Source organism: Paenibacillus sp. NPDC055715, assembly GCF_053617595.1.
Genome location: NZ_JBSHGA010000036.1, coordinates 1 through 1,612, shown reverse-complemented (window position 1 = coordinate 1,612; position 1,612 = coordinate 1). Strand labels below are relative to the sequence as shown.

Here is a 1,612-nt window from a genome sequence, read left to right as displayed (position 1 = left end):
ACCCGGAAAGACACGAAAAATCGCTACTGGCAGCAGCCATTAGTAACTGGAGGTATACGAGAGACAAATTAAGAGGTCTTGAAGTATGGGCCTGAGAGAGGCTACACTGAAAGAACATTTTTGGTTTCTGCGGTCTCGTATACCCAGTTACCTGGTTAAGCAGTTCCCCAACTGACTTAACCTTCGATCAAACCACCTCCCCAGGTGGTTTTTTCGTTTTCAGAGCAAGAGATTACGACTGTAACGACAGGATCACAAGAAGATCATTTACTCAGAGAGACTAACTACCACTATGTTTGCCTATCAACATACTTAGGAAACATTACTTGAGTTAACGACTCCACCTTACTTTTAGTATCTCGCAATGAATCTTCCGACCGCCGTTGTGTTGAAGTTCTATTGCGCCACCGGGGTATAAATCACTTTCGTTTAACTCAATTAAAAGCTCGTTCTTGTGAGCATCCTCTAAATAAAGGTAATAACACCCACCATAAAGGTTCTGCGTATCTGGCACGGCAACAAAAGATTTCTTTCCGAACAGTAAAACAGCCTCTTTTTCTCCATGCTCTGTTAGCAATAATCGAAATTCTTGTCCATCAGGCGCGATCCCCCATATACGCAAGATCGGCGCTCTATGTGGCTTATACCAAAATTGATAGTAAAGACCTGCCACTACAACCAGTGAAATTAATAAGGCCATTTCAATCCTCAAAAACAAGCAACATTCCAAAATCGTTTTTCATTCATTTTTACTGCTGGGCATGATGCCCACCTTCAATCCTCTTTTCGCATGAAAAAACGACCTATACTTAGATGGTTAGTGACCATATCCACTTTACCTTTAAGCAGGGAACCTATTATGAATAAAAAAACGCTGTTGGCGGCCATGATGGTCGCGTTGGTGACCTTTGCCGCTGCTGGATGTTCTTCAAACCAAGAAATAAAAACCACAGATGGTCGCACTATCGTTACAGACGGCAAACCCAAAGTTGACAGTGATACGGGGTTAGTATCCTACAAAGATGCCCATACAGGCCGAACCGAACAGATCAACCGTGACAAAATTACCAACATGAGTGAACTAGACAACTGATACGGATAAAAGGAGCTGGCTTTGAAAAAGATTTTTGTTTCAGTGTTCGCAGCGGCAGTTGCGCTTTCAGCCCTAACCGGCTGCACGCGCACAAGCTATGCCATCCACACCAACGACGGGCGTACAATTGTCAGCGACGGCAAGCCTACAGAATCAGACTCAGGCCTGCTGGGCTATAAAGACGCAAATGGTGTCAAACAGCAGATCAATAAAGCCGACGTTAAAGAAGTCTCTGAAATTCCGCATTGAGGCATCGCTCTCTCCGAAAAGGGCCGCTAATGCGGCCCTTTTCTTTATCTGCCCCAACAACAGGCAAAAAAAGCCCCCGCTGGGGGCCAAATACCTGCAGTGGCTGGATAGTACTGCATTCCTGATGAAGGAGACGAATAAGTATGGGCCGGATTTTTGCGTCTGCAGGCTCGGTCGCCACAATTTTTCCGTACCCGCCAGGCATCATGCTTTTACCATAACATCCGTTGTCTGCACCGCCGGATCGGCACTGACGGCGCAGACGGCACC

The 1,612-nt window shown here is 45.9% G+C and carries 3 protein-coding genes; 2 read left to right on the top strand and 1 reads right to left on the bottom strand.

Features of this window, described 5'->3' with window-relative positions; translation table 11 throughout:
• Window positions 1-331: 331 nt before the first annotated feature.
• A complete protein-coding gene (locus ACWGOO_RS22315; RefSeq protein ID WP_044704866.1) occupies window positions 332-700 on the bottom strand; it encodes a hypothetical protein in 369 nt (122 codons plus the stop codon).
• 159 nt (window positions 701-859) lie between these two features.
• Between ACWGOO_RS22315 and ACWGOO_RS22310 the strand changes: the two genes are divergently transcribed.
• Together ACWGOO_RS22310 and ACWGOO_RS22305 are read left to right on the top strand one after the other, a co-directional pair.
• Window positions 860-1,093 (top strand): YgdI/YgdR family lipoprotein, encoded by a 234-nt coding sequence (locus tag ACWGOO_RS22310; RefSeq protein ID WP_044704865.1) that lies wholly within the window; start codon window positions 860-862, stop codon window positions 1,091-1,093.
• A 21-nt stretch (window positions 1,094-1,114) separates the two neighbouring features.
• Entirely contained in the window at window positions 1,115-1,342 is a 228-nt protein-coding gene (locus tag ACWGOO_RS22305; protein WP_000719360.1) for a YgdI/YgdR family lipoprotein, read from the top strand.
• The last annotated feature ends 270 nt before the right edge of the window (window positions 1,343-1,612 follow it).